This is a genomic window from Salinicola salarius (genome assembly GCF_002179555.1).
Classification (GTDB): domain Bacteria; phylum Pseudomonadota; class Gammaproteobacteria; order Pseudomonadales; family Halomonadaceae; genus Salinicola; species Salinicola salarius_A.
On record NZ_NHOU01000020.1, the window covers coordinates 27,268 to 42,857 of the forward strand.

At 62.7% G+C, this 15,590-nt stretch carries 12 protein-coding genes; 3 read left to right on the forward strand and 9 right to left on the reverse strand.

Annotated elements, in window-relative coordinates:
* Positions 1 to 224: 224 nt before the first annotated feature.
* The 3 genes from CCD76_RS14100 to CCD76_RS19815 form a co-directional block, all read right to left on the reverse strand.
* A complete protein-coding gene (locus CCD76_RS14100; RefSeq protein ID WP_087720092.1) occupies positions 225 to 1,559 on the reverse strand; it encodes a deoxyguanosinetriphosphate triphosphohydrolase in 1,335 nt (444 codons plus the stop codon).
* Between the two features lie 240 nt (positions 1,560 to 1,799).
* Positions 1,800 to 2,663 carry an isocitrate lyase/PEP mutase family protein gene (locus CCD76_RS14105; protein WP_087720093.1) on the reverse strand — a complete coding sequence of 288 codons (864 nt, stop codon included), beginning with the start codon at positions 2,661 to 2,663 and terminating at the stop codon, positions 1,800 to 1,802.
* A gap of 56 nt (positions 2,664 to 2,719) precedes the next feature.
* A complete protein-coding gene (locus CCD76_RS19815) occupies positions 2,720 to 2,923 on the reverse strand; it encodes a hypothetical protein (protein WP_143543299.1) in 204 nt (67 codons plus the stop codon).
* Between the two features lie 98 nt (positions 2,924 to 3,021).
* Here CCD76_RS19815 and CCD76_RS14110 point away from each other — a divergent pair, with 98 nt between their 5' ends.
* Complete coding sequence (locus CCD76_RS14110; RefSeq protein ID WP_087720094.1) at positions 3,022 to 4,134, forward strand: cobalamin-independent methionine synthase II family protein; 1,113 nt, start codon at positions 3,022 to 3,024, stop codon at positions 4,132 to 4,134.
* A 58-nt stretch (positions 4,135 to 4,192) separates the two neighbouring features.
* Here CCD76_RS14110 and CCD76_RS14115 read toward each other — a convergent pair whose 3' ends face one another.
* The 5 genes from CCD76_RS14115 to glnA form a co-directional block, all read right to left on the reverse strand.
* Positions 4,193 to 5,935: an alpha-glucosidase gene (locus tag CCD76_RS14115; RefSeq protein ID WP_087720095.1), complete on the reverse strand. Its 1,743-nt coding sequence runs from the start codon at positions 5,933 to 5,935 to the stop codon at positions 4,193 to 4,195.
* Between the two features lie 177 nt (positions 5,936 to 6,112).
* Positions 6,113 to 7,522, reverse strand: a complete 1,410-nt coding sequence (gene glnG, locus CCD76_RS14120; RefSeq protein WP_087720096.1) for a nitrogen regulation protein NR(I) — start codon at positions 7,520 to 7,522, stop codon at positions 6,113 to 6,115.
* A gap of 163 nt (positions 7,523 to 7,685) precedes the next feature.
* Positions 7,686 to 8,729: a nitrogen regulation protein NR(II) gene (gene glnL / locus CCD76_RS14125; RefSeq protein ID WP_087720097.1), complete on the reverse strand. Its 1,044-nt coding sequence runs from the start codon at positions 8,727 to 8,729 to the stop codon at positions 7,686 to 7,688.
* 141 nt (positions 8,730 to 8,870) lie between these two features.
* On the reverse strand, positions 8,871 to 9,443 hold the full coding sequence (locus CCD76_RS14130) for a DUF4124 domain-containing protein (protein WP_179208931.1): 573 nt from the start codon (positions 9,441 to 9,443) through the stop codon (positions 8,871 to 8,873).
* 229 nt (positions 9,444 to 9,672) lie between these two features.
* Positions 9,673 to 11,079, reverse strand: a complete 1,407-nt coding sequence (glnA, locus tag CCD76_RS14135) for a glutamate--ammonia ligase (RefSeq protein ID WP_087720099.1) — start codon at positions 11,077 to 11,079, stop codon at positions 9,673 to 9,675.
* 421 nt (positions 11,080 to 11,500) lie between these two features.
* Here glnA and CCD76_RS14140 point away from each other — a divergent pair, with 421 nt between their 5' ends.
* The gene (locus tag CCD76_RS14140; protein WP_087720100.1) at positions 11,501 to 12,490 is read left to right on the forward strand and encodes a polysaccharide deacetylase; all 990 of its coding nucleotides are present in this window, start codon (positions 11,501 to 11,503) and stop codon (positions 12,488 to 12,490) included.
* Between the two features lie 31 nt (positions 12,491 to 12,521).
* On the opposite strand, the gene CCD76_RS14145 is transcribed toward CCD76_RS14140, so the two are convergent.
* Positions 12,522 to 13,085 (reverse strand): nucleotidyltransferase family protein, encoded by a 564-nt coding sequence (locus CCD76_RS14145; protein ID WP_087720101.1) that lies wholly within the window; start codon positions 13,083 to 13,085, stop codon positions 12,522 to 12,524.
* A 555-nt stretch (positions 13,086 to 13,640) separates the two neighbouring features.
* Between CCD76_RS14145 and typA the strand changes: the two genes are divergently transcribed.
* The gene (gene typA, locus CCD76_RS14150) at positions 13,641 to 15,494 is read left to right on the forward strand and encodes a translational GTPase TypA (protein ID WP_087720102.1); all 1,854 of its coding nucleotides are present in this window, start codon (positions 13,641 to 13,643) and stop codon (positions 15,492 to 15,494) included.
* Positions 15,495 to 15,590 lie beyond the last annotated feature (96 nt).

The following is a 15,590-nucleotide window of genomic DNA, read 5'->3' on the forward strand; positions in this document are numbered from 1 at the left end:
CGGTATCGACGACGCTACCGATGACGTAATTTTTTATTGATTGATCGTTCAATTAAAATACGGCGTTATGGATCAACTTTCAACAGCCGCACCGTCAGACTCTCATGCACCCGCAAGGGTCAGAGCATCGAAAGCGACGACGCCGGATACGGATCCGACGTCGCCGCGGGAAGAAAAAGGGAAGGGAAAAGGAGTCGAAAGAGAGATGAAAAGAGAGCGAGGACTTACTCCGCCTTGAGGCGTCCGCCCATTTCCTGAGCGAGCTCGACGGCATAGTGGTCGGTCATGCCACCGATGAAGTCGAGCATCCGGCGGTAACTGTCATACAGGGGCCAGTTCGGCTTCGGCGTATTTTCGCCGATCAGCGCCAGCACACGCTGATGCTTGAAGGACGATTGGCCAGTGTGATGCAGCTCGTGGGCTGCCCCGATGAATGCCTCGAGCAGGATGCCGAGCGTGGTGTAGGCGCCGATCTCGAGCTTGGCCTTGCGCTCGTTCTGGAAGATGCGCTCGCGGGCCAATTGCTTGGCCGAGGAGACGCCCCAGGTCAGGTCCGGGTGGCACAGCTCGAGCAGATCATCGTTCAGCGTGCCATTGAGCAGCGCCCTTTCGTGCTGGACGAAGACATCACCGACTTCATTGACCGCCCGCTCCATCGCCGCGCCGCGAAGCGCCGCGATCCGTCGACGCTGGGATACACCATCGACGGCCATCTGCTCGTAGCCGGCCGGCGGCTCGCCGGCGATCTGCAGCAGTACCTGCGCGACTTCCTCATAGCGCAGGATGCCCATCTCCAGACCATCCTCCAGATCGAGCAGCGCATAGCAGATATCGTCCGCGGCCTCGACCAGGTAGGCCAGCGGATGCCGGCACCACTTCGACTCGCCGACCGCCTTCAGCCCCAGACGCTCGGCCACCTCGACCAGTAGCTGCTTCTCGGACTGGTAGCAACCGAACTTGCCCATCTGGCCACCGTGCTCGACCGTCCACGGATACTTGAGCAGGGTGCCCAGCGTCGCGGCGGAGAGCCGCATGCCGCCCCGAAACTGGTTGTACTCGATCTGGGTCACGACCCGGAACCCCTGGGCGTTACCCTCGTAGGTCAGCAGATCGCGGCGCTGCGCGTCGTCGAGCCCTTCCAGCAGGCCACTGCCCTGCAGCTCGGCCCACTTGAACCAGTCTCGTATCGCGTACTCGCCGGCGTGGCCGAACGGCGGATTGCCAATGTCGTGCCCCAGGCAGGCCGCCTGGACGATCACGCCGAGATCGGCAGGCGTCACCCAGCCCGGCAGGCTGTCGCGCAGCTGCTCGCCGACGATCATCCCCAGGCTGCGGCCGACGCAGCCCACCTCGATCGAATGCGTCAACCGGGTGTGGATATGATCGTTGTCGGTCAGCGGGTGGACCTGGGTCTTGCGCCCGAGCCGGCGGAAGGAGCCGGAGAAGACGATGCGATCGTAGTCCTTGTGGAAAGGGCTGCGACCGATTTCACCACGCGAGGTCCGGGCATCGTGCAGACGGACGGGATCGAGCAGGCGCTCCCATTGCATGGTGGTCATCGCGGTCTCCGTTAACAGTAAAGGCAGCTTCGGGCTTCGGGCTTCGGGCTTCGGGCTTCGGGCTTNGCTTCGGGCTTCGGGCTTCGGGCTTCGGGCTTCGGGCTTCGGGCTTCGGGCTTCGGGCTTCGACCGACTAGGATGCCGCCCGGGTCGCGGAAAGAAAAGCACCCACGCCCGGCTTGCGGCCCATCATCCCTGCTCTTGGCTCTTGGCTCTTGGCTCTTGGCTCGCAGCTCGTCGCTATTCTTTCACGTCCATGTACTCGCGCGCCCAGATCCGATACTCGTCGAGCGTCGAATAACGCGTCGACAGCTGCGAGGCATCCAGATCGTTGGTGGCGATGTTGCGCTGCTCGCGCAGGCAGTCGTAGGTCGCCTTGATCGCCGCGAAGTAGGCCGCGTGGCCGTTGACGACGATGCGCACGCCGAGCTTGGCCAAACGTGCACGATCGCGCAGCGCCGGGTTGTCGTAGGTGACCAGCATCAAGGGCACCGTCAGCGGGGCGGCAAGCGTTTCCAGATGCTCGAAATCCCGCACGCCGACCAGGCAGATGGCATCGACACCGGCGGCCTGGTAGGCACGAATGCGCGCGATGGCGGCATCGTCGTCGAGCTGGCCGGCATGGGTGCGCGCGATGATCGACATGGCAGGATCGATACGCGCCTCGAGTGCCGCACGCATCTTGCCGACCCCCTCTTCGACCGGAATCAGATCGGTCGACTTGTGGCCGTACTGCGCCGGCAGCAGGGTGTCTTCGATGGTCAACGCCGCCACGCCGGCACGCTCGAGTTCGGTGATCGTGCGCATCACGTTGAGCGCGTTGCCATAGCCATGATCGGCGTCGGCGATCACCGGCAGGCGGGCCACGCGGCCGATGCGGGTCGCCTGCTCGACGAACTCGCTCAGCGTGATCAAGGCGAAGTCCGGTGCCGCCAGTACCTGCAGCGAGGCGACCGAGCCCCCGAGAATGCCGACTTCGAAATCGAGATCGGCGGCGATACGAGCCGACATCGGATCGAAGACCGACGCCGTGTAGTAGCACGCGTCGCTGGCCAGCAGCTTGCGGAACGCGTTACGTAAATCGTGTTGCGAGGGGGTTGTCACGAAACACTCCTGTCTCTATCACCCTTGCGGGCTTTGCTTCCCAGAGGACCTGTCTTTCATCCTGGAAACATGGTTTTCATGAAGGCGCTGCTTTCGCCCTTGGCACAACTCGGGCGCCCGCCGATAGCCGATGAAACCGCGATGAAGGCATCGGCGCGGACCGACAATCCTACCACTAAAGTTTGAGAAACGACGCTGGTACCGGGGCGCCGCCTGACGATCGATGAATGCCATGCATGATGATCGTGAGCGCGCTTCATTGGCCGAAATCCCCTCCAACCCGCATCATTAGCGGCCTCAGTATCGTTATTTGATCCACGTGCCACCATCGGGTCGGCGCCTCTCGAAAGGAAACCTCATGTCGCAAACGCATCCCCCATTCCGAGCCGATATCGTCGGCAGCTTTCTGCGCCCAGCCGCACTGAAGGAAGCCCGCGTCCAATTTCAGCGCGGCGCCATCGATGCCTCGGTACTTGAAAGGATCGAGGATGAGGAAATTCGTCGCGTGGTCGAACAGCAGGAAGCCGCCGGTCTTCAGGTGGTGACCGACGGCGAATTCCGCCGTGCCTGGTGGCACTTCGATTTCCTCGAAGAGCTCGATGGCGTCACGGGATACCAGGGCGAGCAGGGCATCCAGTTCCAGGGCGTGCAGACGAGTGCCAAGCAGATCCGCGTCGACGGCAAGGTCGGCTTCAACCCCGAACATCCGATGCTGGATCATTTCCGCTATCTGGCCGGCGTCGCCAACGTCATGCCCAAGATGACGATCCCCAGCCCCAGCGTGCTGCACTTCCGTGGCGGTCGCAAAAAGATCGATAGCGGCGTCTATCCCAGCCTGGATGCCTTCTTCGCCGATACCGCCGACGCCTATCGCGATGCCATCCGCGCATTCTACGAGGCCGGCTGCCGCTATTTGCAGCTGGACGACACCGTCTGGGCTTACCTCTGCTCCGAGAAGGAGCTGCAGGCCGCGCGGGATCGCGGCGACGACCCGGACCAGCTGCAGGCGATCTACGCCGAGATGATCAATCACGCCCTGGCCGACAAGCCGGACGACCTCTATGTTTCGCTCCATGTCTGCCGCGGCAACTTCCGCTCGACCTGGATCAGCGAAGGCGGCTACGAGCCGGTGGCGGAGACACTGTTCGGCAAGGTCGGCGTGGATGCCTGGTTCCTCGAGTACGACAGCGACCGTGCCGGCAGCTTCGATCCGCTGCGCTTCATTCCGGAAGGGCACCAGCAGGCGGTGCTCGGCCTGATCACCACCAAGGTGGGCGAACTCGAGGATCCGCAGGCCGTCCGGGCGCGTCTCGACGAGGCCACGCAGTTCGTCGACAAGCAGCAGCTCTGCCTGAGCCCGCAATGCGGCTTCGCCTCCACCGAAGAAGGCAACAACCTTGCCGAGCAGGCGCAGTGGGACAAGATCCGGCTGACGCTGGAGATCGCCAACGCCTACTGGGGCCAGGGCTGAACGCCCGGAAGATCGGCCCTGCCGGGGAGATGCAACGTCTCCCCGGCAGGGCCGCCGGCTAGCGGGGCTCGCTTTCGTCGTGGCGAATGAGCGACCCCAGCAGACGGCTGAGAAAGCCTTTCCGCTCGGGATCGGGCTCCTGCTCGATCAGCGCTCTGGGATCGATGCTCTCCCGGTCGATATGCACGAACGCCGCCTGAAAGGCCGGTAACGTCAACCTGCCTTCGCTCAGCTGCGCCGTGAATCCGGCCTGATAGATGATCTCGCCGGCCCCGGCCGGCAGACTGGTGGAACGCGATTCCTCGGTAAGGTTGAAGACCACCAGGATCGCCTGATCGTGAGAGACCCGCAGCCAGCCCAGCAGTTCGTCGTCGAAGTCGCTCAGGATCAGCGTCCCGTCGACCATCGCCGATTGAGACTTGCGCCAGCGCAGGAACTGCCGCGTCACGTTCAGGGTGCTTTCCGCATCGGCATGCTGCTTCTCGACCGACAGCTGACGATGATGCCCGTCCACCGGCAACCACGGCTCCACCGACGTGAAGCCGCCGTGCTCGCCGCTCGCCCATGGCATCGGCGTGCGACAGCCGTCGCGCCCCTTGTACTCCGGCCATAGCGCCAGCCCATACGGGTCGACCAGCCGCTCATAGGGCACGTCCGCCTCCGGCAATCCCAGTTCCTCGCCCTGATAGAGACAGATGCTGCCATAGAGCGAGCAGAGCATGACCGTGGCGACCTTGGCCACCAGCGGCCCGTGCTGTTCCAGGTTCTCGTGCTCGGTCCAGCGGGACACGACGCGCATGACGTCATGGTTGGAGAGCGCCCAGCAGGGCCAGGCGTCGCCCGCGTAATACTGGAAATGCTCGATGATGTCGCGCAGCCGCTGGGCGCTGAACTCGGCATCGAACAGGTCGAAGGTGTAGGCCATGTGCAGGCGATCATCGCCGATGGTGTACTCGACCATGCGCTCCAGCGGCCTGTCGTCGGAGATCTCTCCTACCGTCATGGTGCCGGGATACTCGTCCATCAGCGCGCGCAGTTCGTTCAGAAACCCGATGTTCTCCGGTTGGCTGATGTCGAACTGATGCCGCTGCATCGAATAGGGGTTCGATGCCGGCACGCTGGGGGTCTTCAGCTCGCCGCTGCCCAGCGCCGGGTTGTCCTGCAGCCCCAGGCTGTGGAAGTAGAAGTTCGAGGTATCCAGGCGGAAGCCATCGACGCCGAGATCGAGCCAGAAACGGGCGTTATCGAGCTGTTCCTTGCGCACCGCCGGGTTGTGGAAGTTGAGATCCGGCTGGCAGGACAGGAAGTTGTGCAGGTAGTACTGGCGCCGCCGGCTGTCGAAGGTCCAGGCGCTGCCGCTGAAGAACGACAGCCAGTTGTTCGGCGCCGTGCCGTCGGGCTTGGGGTCGGCCCAGACGTACCAGTCGGCGCGCTGGTTATCGCGGGAGCTTCGGCTCTGCAGGAACCAGTGGTGCTGATCGGAGGTATGGCTCAGCACCAGGTCGATGATCACTTTCAGCCCCAGCCCGTGGGCGCGCTCGAGCAGCATCTGGAAATCGTGAAACGAGCCGAACATCGGGTCGACGCCGCGATAATCGGTCACGTCGTAGCCGAAATCCTTCATCGGCGAGGGAAAGAACGGTGAAATCCAGATCGCATCGACGCCCAGTTCGGCCACGTAGTCCAGCTTGGCGGTGATCCCGGGAAGATCGCCGATGCCGTCGCCGCGCGCATCCATGAAACTTCGGGGATAGATCTGGTAGATGACGCTGCCACGCCACCATTGGGTCGAGTCGAACATGGAACTCCCCACGTTGGTGAATATTGATCATGGCCTTCAACCTGCCAGGACGATGCCCGGCGATCCACCGGACGTCGCCCGAACGCGTTCGGAGACTCGACCCGCGAGCCTGCGGCTCCGCCGGCTGACAGGCCGACGAACGGTAGCCACGGCAATGATGACGGAGCGCTCCCGGCGCTATTCGTCGGCCAGTGCCGGCAACAGCACCTTGACCTTGCGCGTCAGCGTATTGCGCCCCCAGCCCAGCAGTTCGGCAGCCTCGCCCTTGCGTCCGCCGGTATGCTTCAGGGCGGTCTCGATCAGGATCCGCTCGAAATCCGGCACCGCCTCTTCGAGCAGGTGCGTGTGACCCGAGGCCAATGCCCGATCGGCCCATTCCCGGAACGCGTTGCGCCAATCGCCGCTCGGCGTCTCGCTCCCTTCGAGTTCGCGCAGCTCCGGCGGCAGGTCGTCGACCAGCACTTCACGGCCGGAAGCCATCACGGTAAGCCAGCGACAGGTGTTTTCCAGCTGTCGAACGTTGCCGGGCCAGGGTAGGCGTGTCAAATGCGTCTCGGCCTCCTTGGTCAGCACCTTGGACTCGGCCGAGAGCTCCTTGGCAGCCTCGGCGAGAAAGTGCTGGGCCAGGCGCGGAATATCCTCGCGGCGCTCTGACAGTCGGGGCAGATGGACGCGAATCACGTTGAGCCGGTGGAACAGATCCTCGCGGAAGCGCCCATCCGTCACCAGTTTTTCCAGGTTCTGGTGCGTCGCGGCGATGATCCGCACATCCACCTTGACCGGCACGTGCCCCCCGACCCGGTAGAACTCGCCGTCCGCCAGCACGCGCAGCAGGCGCGTCTGGGTATCGGCGGGCATGTCGCCGATCTCGTCCAGAAACAGCGTGCCGCCATCGGCCTGCTCGAAACGCCCGCGACGCTGGGCGGCAGCACCGGTGAACGCCCCCTTTTCGTGGCCGAAAAGCTCGGATTCCATCAGATCCTTGGGGATCGCGGCCATGTTGAGCGCGATGAACGGGTGTCCGCTGCGCGGGCTGTGCTGGTGCAGCGCCTGGGCGACGCGCTCCTTGCCGGTGCCCGATTCGCCGTTGATCAGTACCGTGATGTGCGACTGCGACAGCCGGCCGATCGCCCGGAATACCTCCTGCATCGCTGGTGCTTCACCGATGATTTCGGCGGATAAGCCCTCCGGCATCGCCGCGGGAGAACGCCGCTCGCGGGCGTGCGCCACCCCGCGCCGAACCAGCGCCAGCGCGTCGTCGACATCGAACGGCTTGGGCAGATACTCGAACGCGCCACCCTGATAGGACGCCACGGCGCTGTCCAGGTCGGAGTGCGCCGTCATCACGATCACGGGAAGGTCAGGATGCATCTGGCGGACCTTCGCCATCAGATCGAGCCCGTCGAGCCCCGGCATGCGGATGTCGGTCAGCAGCACGTCCGGCGGGTTGCGTTCGATCGACTCGAGCGCGGCATCGGCCCGCTCGAAGGATTGCACTTCCAGATCCGGCTGTGCCAGTGCCCTTTCCAGAACCCAGCGAATCGCACGATCGTCGTCGACGATCGCGATACGGGCGACTTCAGTCATGGCAGTTCTCCAGCAGAACGGTGAATCGCGCTCTCAGCGACTTCGGTACTCTCGATAACTTCGGTACTCGCGACAACTTCGGTACTCGCGACGACAGGGATCAACGGCCCGCGCGCACGACCCGGTCGAGGCGCTCGCGTACGAAGCAGGGATGCGGTCGGTCTCACTGCTGCGCCTCGAACGGGATCAGCAGTCGAAACTCCGTGGCGCCCGGTTGGGATTCGCATTCGATCAGCCCCTGATGCTGATGCAGGATCGACTGCGCGATCGACAGCCCCAGGCCGCTACCCTCGGCACGACCGGAGACCATGGGGAAGAACAGCGTCTCCCGGATGTGCTCAGGAATGCCGGGGCCGTTGTCGACGATCGCGACTTCACACACCAGCCGGTGGCGCTCGGCGCCCAGGGTGAACTGACGGCGAACCCGGGTACGCAGCAGCAGGCGCGGCTCGGGCGTTCCGAACTCTTCCATGGCTTGAACCGCATTACGCGCAATGTTGAGGACGGCCTGAATCAACTGCGGCTCGTCGCCGACCAGATCCGGCATGCTGGGGTCGTAATCGCGCTCGAAGCTCAGTTGATGATGCTCCGCCTCGAGCAGCGCCCGCACTCGTTCCAGCACCTTGTGCACATTGAGCGGCTCGTGGTGCACCAGCGTATTGGGGCCCAGCATGCGATCGACCAGATCCCGCAGGCGATCCGCCTCCTCGACGATGATTCGGGTGAATTCGGTCAACTGCGGATCAGGCAGATCCCGCTCCAGCAACTGCGCGGCGCCGCGGATGCCACCCAGCGGATTCTTGACCTCGTGGGCGAGGCCGCGCATCAGCACTTTGACCGTCTCCTGGCGCGCGATCAGCGCCTCCTCTCGGGAAATTCTCAGCAGTCGATCCCGCGGCTCGATCTCGAGAAGCAGTTCGCGGCTGGTGATCGGCGTCGCGGTGAAATCCACCGTGATCACCTCCCCGGCGGTCAGCACCATTGCCGCTTCCCGCTGCGTATAAGGATGAAACTCCTGCATCGCCTTGAGCAGCACCTGTCGGATGCTGCCGTCCTCGCCGTTCAAGCACTCCAGCCAATGACCGACCACCCGGGGCCGGCTCGCGGCCAGTAGCGCCTCGGCGGCAGGGTTGAGCCAGCGCACGTGCAGATGCTCGTCGAGTAGCAGGACGGCGGTCGTCAAGTGCTCCAGCAAACGTTGATACATGCGTCGTTCCATCGTGGTGATCCGGTATGTGCTTATACAGTGCAAAAACCGCGCCACTCCCCGATTTCGCTCAGGACCGGGAAACGCTCAATAGCAACCAAGTCTTCATTCACCAAAATGGTGCAATTCTCAAATCGCTGCCTATCGATTATTCGAATTCGGGTTATTGGGATTGGCGGGCAGGTTGACGCTGGCCCGCTGGACGTAGAGCGTCACCGCTGGCGTCGACAGCCGCACCTGGCCCTGGGCGTCCAGCAGTTCGGCCTGGATCTGGTGCTCGCCGCGCTCGAGCTGGCTCAGCGCAAACACGCTGGTATGCATCGGCGATTGGCTCACCGCACCATCGACCCGTAGCTGAACCCGGTCGCCCGGCTGCAGTTCGGGCTCGATCGCCAATTGCACCTGAACATTGCCGCCCTGCCCGGTCGGCAGGGTCTCGCCATTGCTCGGGCTGGTGATCGCAAAGCGGTCATAGTCGACCGCCGAAGGCGATGTCGTCGTCGACTGGGCCGGGCGCGAGCGGCTTTCGACCTCTGCGGGATCAACCACCGTAATGGGCTTGAGATCGATCCGGCTGCCCTGCCCGGGCTCGTCGCTGTAGACCACGTTGCCGTTGGCATCGACATGCCGATAGACCGGGGCCGCCAGTGCCGGCAACGCCACAAGCAGCGCCGCCACACCGCCGACCATCCACCTAACCCGTCGTGCTTGCATCGTTATCCTCTCCTTGTTGCCACCGATCATGACACCGCTTTATCGGCCGACACCGACCAGGGCCTGAATGTGTCCGGCTCGCCTTGCCCCCGGTGCCGCCAGAGCCCGGGCCGACGAACTCCTCGTACAGATCTTTCGGCAAGAGACCAAGAGCCGGCAAAAGCAGGACGCTCCACGAACGAAAAAGCCCCACCGAGGTGGGGCTTTTCGTCAGGCCAAGGTGCGAACCTTAGACACTGTAGTAGAGGTCGAACTCGACCGGATGCGTCGCCAGACGCAGACGCTCGACGTCTTCGCTCTTCAGCTCGATGTAGGCATCGATCATGTCGTCGGTGAACACGTTACCTTCGGTCAGGAAGGCGCGATCGGCGTCGAGTGCTTCCAGCGCCTGATCGAGGCTGGTGGCCACGGTCGGGACCTTCTTGCCTTCTTCCGGCGGCAGATCGTACAAGTTCTTGTCCATGGCATCGCCAGGGTGAATCTTGTTCTTGATGCCGTCGATACCGGCCATCAGCATCGCTGCGAACGCCAGGTAGGGGTTGGCAGTCGGGTCGGGGAAGCGGGTCTCGACGCGCTTGCCCTTCGGGTTGGAAGTGTACGGAATACGAATGGACGCAGAGCGGTTACGCGCACTGTAGGCAAGCATGACCGGCGCTTCGAAGCCCGGCACCAGACGCTTGTAGGAGTTCGTCGAAGCGTTGGTGAAGGCGTTCAGAGCACGCGCGTGCTTGATGATACCGCCAATGTAGTACAGCGCCATTTCGGACAGACCGGCGTACTCTTCGCCCGCGAACTGGTTGGTACCGTCCTTCCAGAAAGACTGGTGAACGTGCATCCCGGAACCGTTGTCACCGACCAGCGGCTTGGGCATGAAGGTTGCCGTCTTGCCGTAGGCATGTGCCACGTTGTGGATGACGTACTTCATCTCCTGAACTTCGTCGGCCTTCTTCACCAGGGTGTTGAACTTGACGCCGATTTCGTTCTGACCGGCGTTGGCCACTTCGTGGTGATGCACTTCGACGCTCTGACCGATCGCCTGCAGCGTGTTACACATCGCGCTGCGGATGTCATGGAAGCTGTCGACCGGCGGCACGGGGAAATAACCACCCTTGACGCGCGGACGGTGGGCCAGGTTGCCACCTTCGACCTGACGATCGGTGGACCAGGCACCCTCTTCGGAAGAGATCTTGTACATGGAGCCTTCGATATCGGTCTTCCAATGCACTTCGTCGAAGATGAAGAACTCGGGCTCCGGACCGAAGAAAGCGGTGTCGCCCAGGCCGGTGCTGTTCAGATAGGCTTCGGCACGCTTGGCGATGGAGCGCGGATCGCGCTCGTAGCCCTGCATGGTGGCCGGCTCGATGATGTCGCAGCGCAGGATCAGCGTGGAGTCTTCGGTGAACGGATCGAGGAAGGCAGTCCCGTCTTCCGGACGCAGAATCATGTCGGACTCGTTGATGCCCTTCCAGCCTTCGATGGAGGAGCCGTCGAACATCTGACCATCTTCAAAGAATTCCGCATCGACAGCACTGGCAGGAATCGTGACGTGCTGCTCCTTGCCCTTGGTATCGGTAAAGCGCAGATCCACCCACTTGACGTCGTGTTCTTCGATAAGGGCGAGGGTTTTCTCAGACATGTTGTCCTCCACTGTGAGCCATGGCTCGATTCGTTGGCGAATATCCAACACCGTTTTTTGGCATGTGTGTTTTGTAGCACGAAGTTAGCGCTCTTGCCCACGCGCACACCGTTTTTACATAGCCATGCAGAGAATGTGCCAAAATGAAGCAGAACAGTGAGCGACTGATATAACCGCATGACGATAAAGATAATTTCTATCTTCATCCCCATGCCACACAGCCACGATGTGCACGCAAAACGTTCATCCCGCAAAGTGACGAATCGCCAAAAGCACCATATTGGTGCAACAACATAGCCACTTGCACCAAAATAAAGCTTCTAGCCATCGCCGGAAACTTTGCCGAAATCCGATAGGCGACGGATACTGTGAGTCAGCGCCGTGATTAACGGCGATCAATGACTCAGTAATGGAATTACCCATGCCCAGGCTGGATCGCACACAGGATGTAGTACAGCGCCTACGCGGTCATTGGCGTCTCAATCTCAGCGAGCCGCTATGGGGCCGAAGCGCTATTCTGGCACTGCGCCGGGTACTGGATGATGGAGCCGAGGCACGCCTGCCCCACCGCGCCGACTGGTGTCTGGGGCCGGACAGTTTCCAGCAGTTGCTGGAAAGCCTCAGCGATAGCGCGCAGATCGTCGGTCTGGAAAGCGTGCTGCAGCTTCATCACGATCAGTTGCCCCGCATCGCACTCACGTTCGATGGTGGCTGGCGCGACACGCTCAAGCAGGTTTCACCCATGCTGGAGCGCATGGCACTGCCGGCCAACGTCTTTCTCCCCTGCCCTGTCACCCAGCGAGCCTGGAGCTCCTGGCATGAAGCGTTCGGCGAAGCGCTATGGCATGAAGACACGGCCGAGCTTGCCGCCCGGCGGCTGGTCGAAGCCGGCCTGCCACCGCCGCCGGCTTTCGCCGGTAGCCGGGACGAGCGCTACAGCCAGGCGATCAAGACCTACGTGGACGAGCTAGACCAGTCGCACAAGCCGGCAACGCTGTATGCCGTTGCTGCAACGCTGGGCGCCGAAGCGATTTTCTGCGACGAGGCGCTGGATGCATTCAGCATCCGCCGGCTCGAACAAGGTGGGCTTTTCCGTTTCGGCAGCCTGATGCCGCCACGATTCCTGATCCGGGACGCCCGGGCGCTGGCCCGGCTGCGCGAAAGCCAGCACCAGTTGGCCATTCTGTGCCGCCACCCATTGCCCGTCGCCACCTATGCCGGTGCCGACGAGGACGACGACCTGGCACGGCTCGCGACCGGCGCGGGCATCCAGCAAGTGCTGACTCGCCGTGCGGGCTGGCTGGAGCCACCGATCGATACCGTACTTCTGCCACGCTTCGTCATTACCCAACCGGTCGCCAACAGCCCCGGGCGGCTGTTCGACTGGCTGCTGGGCAATCTCAATTCCTGAGTTCGCCCTGAGATCGCCGCCGAGCCCGGCTTCACAGCTCGGGAATGTCGAGCTTCGGCCACTGTCGTAGCCACCCCTTGGCGGCGACCCGACGCCGAAATACTTCGGGGTCGCCATGTCGGGGATTGTGCGTGACCCGCCCGGCCAATAGCGAACCCACGCCGAACGGCGCGATCAGACGCAGGCGATCGTCGTCGCCCAGCGTGACGCCCACCGCGGTTTCCCGTTCGACCCAGACACTCAGCGCTTCTTCTATAGAGAGGTAGGGACGATGCCCGTGGCGCTCGTGCATGCGAGCCTGGTTCTTGACCGACCAGGGCAGCGCCGAGGCGCGCTCGAGGTGCCGTTCGTGCTCGCGATCGACACGCTTGCCGACCTGGACCGAATCGAAATAGTCCGGATCGAAATAGACCAGATCGATATCGTTCAGCGGCGTGGATGACGAATAGCCGTGCAGGCGATCCCAGACCAGATTGCGCACGAAGCCGGCGGCCAGCCACCAGTCGGGCAGGCACAACGACCGCGCCTGGCGCAGCGCCTCCATGCGCCAGACGTCGGCACGAATCCACTCGCCTATCTGCTCAGCGTCTTCCACGGGATCCTCGCAAGAATAAAAACCGCTATTTTTCAGCTAGTTGTGATGACAACAAAAGGCGCGCCAGAACCGGATCCGGGGCAAACGACTTCTCTCGCGCCCGCAGGATCGCCGTGAAAAAAGATCTTGCGCTACGCCGATAGACTAAAGTAGCCAGTGTCGCGCGCTTGCCTGTACAATGCGCGCCCGACCCTCCTACTCAGTGCCCAGGGGACTCGTCGATCCAGCGCAGAGCGTGGATCATCGACTTAGGGGCTGTCGGCGTTTCATGCACGGCCGCGCCGGAGCCAGTTTTTGTGCGGGGCAAGGCGTGAGGAGCGCAGTTTGGTCATTCCAAATGCACGACGAATAACGCAGCAACGTGCAAAAATTGGCCCGGCCCTTCGGGTTGCGCGGCAAATGGCGCCATGCGGCGTTGCGGGATTGGAAAAGGGAAACACCCTTCTCTGCATCCCGCGCCTGGCCTGGCGCCATTTGACCCAGCAACGCGGTTCGCGCTGAAACGTCAACAGCCCCTAGACATGGGCGCACACATTTTACGATGGAAACCGCCCCATGAGTGACAACGCCTCTAACGCTCGCATCGAGAGCATTAGGAACATTGCCATTATCGCCCACGTCGACCATGGCAAGACGACACTGGTCGACAAGCTCCTGAGCCAGTCCGGCACCCTGGACCGCAAGGCCGAGGGGCAGGAGCGCATCATGGACTCCAACGACCAGGAAAAGGAACGCGGCATCACCATCCTGGCCAAGAACACGGCGATCCGCTGGCAGGCACCCGACGACGACGAGGTCTACCACATCAACATCGTCGACACGCCGGGGCACGCCGACTTCGGCGGCGAGGTGGAGCGCGTAATGTCGATGGTCGACTCGGTCCTGCTGCTGGTCGATGCCGTCGACGGCCCGATGCCGCAGACCCGCTTCGTCACCCAGAAGGCCTTCGACCAGGGCCTCAAGCCGATCGTCGTGGTCAACAAGATCGACCGCCCCGGCGCGCGCCCCGACTGGGTGATCGACCAGATCTTCGACCTGTTCGACAACCTCGGTGCCTCCGACGAGCAGCTCGACTTCCCGATCATCTACTGCTCGGCGCTCAACGGCATCGCCGGTCCCGAACCGGAGGAGCTCGCCGAGGACATGACGCCGATGTTCCGGTCGATCGTCGACATCGTCGAGCCGCCCAGGGTCGAGCTCGACGCGCCCTTCCAGATGCAGATCTCGGCGCTCGACTACTCCAGCTACGTCGGCGTCATCGGCCTGGGCCGCATCACCCGCGGTAGCGTCAAGCCCAATCAGCAGGTCACCGTTGTCACTAAGGAAGGCAAGAGCCGCCGTGGCAAGATCGGCCAGGTGATGACCCACATGGGCCTCGAGCGCGTGCAGACCGAGGAAGCCACCGCCGGCGACATCATCTGCATCACCGGCATCGAGGACCTGGCGATCTCCGATACCCTGTGCGACCCCAATGCCGTCGAGGCGCTGCCGCCCCTGACCGTCGACGAGCCCACGGTGTCGATGACCTTCCAGGTCAACGACTCGCCGTTCGCCGGCAAGGACGGCAAGTACGTCACCAGCCGCAACATCAAGGATCGCCTCGACCAGGAGCTGATCCACAACGTGGCGCTGCGTGTCGAACAGGGCGAGTCCGCCGAGAAGTTCAAGGTTTCCGGCCGCGGCGAACTGCACCTTTCGGTGCTGATCGAAACCATGCGTCGTGAAGGCTTCGAGCTGGCCGTCGGCCGCCCCGAGGTCATCATCCGCGAGATCGATGGCGTCAAGCAGGAGCCGTACGAAGAAGTCATCATCGACTGCGAAGAGCAGCACCAGGGCGCGGTCATGGAAGAGCTCGGCTATCGCAAGGGCGAGATGACCAACATGAACCCGGATGGCAAGGGTCGTGTGCGTCTGGACTTCATCATCCCCGCGCGCGGTCTGATCGGCTTCCGTGGTCAGTTCCTGACGCTGACCTCGGGCACCGGCATCCTGACCAGCCGCTTCGATCATTATGGCCCGTTGAAGCCGGACGCCTCCATCGAGCGTCGTAACGGTGTGCTGGTCTCCATGGTCGGCGGCAAGGCACTGGCCTACGCGCTTTACGCGTTGCAGGAGCGCGGCAAGCTGATCATCGATCACGCCACGGAAGTCTACGAAGGCATGCTGATCGGCATCAACAACCGTGCCAACGACATGGTGGTCAACCCGACCAAGGGCAAGAAGCTCGACAACATGCGCTCGACGGGTAACGATGAAAACATTGTGCTGACGCCACCGATCAAGTTCACGCTCGAACAGGCGATCGAATTCCTCGATTCCGATGAACTGGTGGAAGTGACGCCAAGCCATATTCGTCTGCGCAAGAAGCACCTGACCGAAAACGAGCGCAAGCGCGCCAAGAAGAAGTAACCGCTGTCGAGGCCCTTTCGCGGACCCGCCACTCCTGGCGGGTTCGTTTTTCTTGATCCAGGTCGCATCCACCCCCTTGCCCGCGAGACGACCGTC

Coding starts and splice junctions, on each gene's coding strand:
- CCD76_RS14100 (WP_087720092.1), bottom strand. CDS start 1,559: ATGACCACCATGCAATGGGAGCGCCTGCTCGATCCCGTCCGTCTGCAC.
- CCD76_RS19815 (WP_143543299.1), bottom strand. CDS start 2,923: ATGAAGCGCGCTCACGATCATCATGCATGGCATTCATCGATCGTCAGG.
- CCD76_RS14110 (WP_087720094.1), top strand. CDS start 3,022: ATGTCGCAAACGCATCCCCCATTCCGAGCCGATATCGTCGGCAGCTTT.
- CCD76_RS14115 (WP_087720095.1), bottom strand. CDS start 5,935: ATGTTCGACTCGACCCAATGGTGGCGTGGCAGCGTCATCTACCAGATC.
- glnG (WP_087720096.1), bottom strand. CDS start 7,522: ATGACTGAAGTCGCCCGTATCGCGATCGTCGACGACGATCGTGCGATT.
- glnL (WP_087720097.1), bottom strand. CDS start 8,729: ATGTATCAACGTTTGCTGGAGCACTTGACGACCGCCGTCCTGCTACTC.
- CCD76_RS14130 (WP_179208931.1), bottom strand. CDS start 9,443: ATGCAAGCACGACGGGTTAGGTGGATGGTCGGCGGTGTGGCGGCGCTG.
- glnA (WP_087720099.1), bottom strand. CDS start 11,079: ATGTCTGAGAAAACCCTCGCCCTTATCGAAGAACACGACGTCAAGTGG.
- CCD76_RS14140 (WP_087720100.1), top strand. CDS start 11,501: ATGCCCAGGCTGGATCGCACACAGGATGTAGTACAGCGCCTACGCGGT.
- typA (WP_087720102.1), top strand. CDS start 13,641: ATGAGTGACAACGCCTCTAACGCTCGCATCGAGAGCATTAGGAACATT.